The organism is Streptomyces fildesensis, assembly GCF_016107395.1.
Classification (GTDB): Bacteria; Actinomycetota; Actinomycetes; order Streptomycetales; family Streptomycetaceae; genus Actinacidiphila; species Actinacidiphila fildesensis.
The window spans coordinates 1-230 of sequence record NZ_JAAIKO010000386.1 but is presented as its reverse complement, the minus strand read 5'-3'; the positions used below and the strand labels follow the sequence as shown (position 1 = coordinate 230).

The following is a 230-nucleotide window of genomic DNA, read 5'->3' as shown; positions in this document are numbered from 1 at the left end:
GTCGTGGAAGATAAAGCGAAGAAGAACTACTCGTATCTTTATCAACCGACGCCGTCGCCGTCGCCGTCGTCGTTATGAAGATACGCTACCCTTCTACTTCCGCGGCAACCATTACCATACAGATTGGATAGGTAAAAAGCAGAAAGAAATGGGCAGCATTTGCTTTCTTGCTGGTACTGTTTTCATCACTAGTTGAGCTTATTAGATTGGACCCCACAGTTGATGTAAAG

At 45.2% G+C, this 230-nt stretch carries 1 protein-coding gene; it reads left to right on the top strand.

Annotation, left to right across the window (positions count from 1 at the left end; genetic code table 11):
- Positions 1-196 (top strand): hypothetical protein (locus C6N31_RS45005; protein WP_232486395.1); only part of this gene is annotated, 196 nt, incomplete at its 5' end.
- Between the last annotated feature and the right edge of the window lie 34 nt (positions 197-230).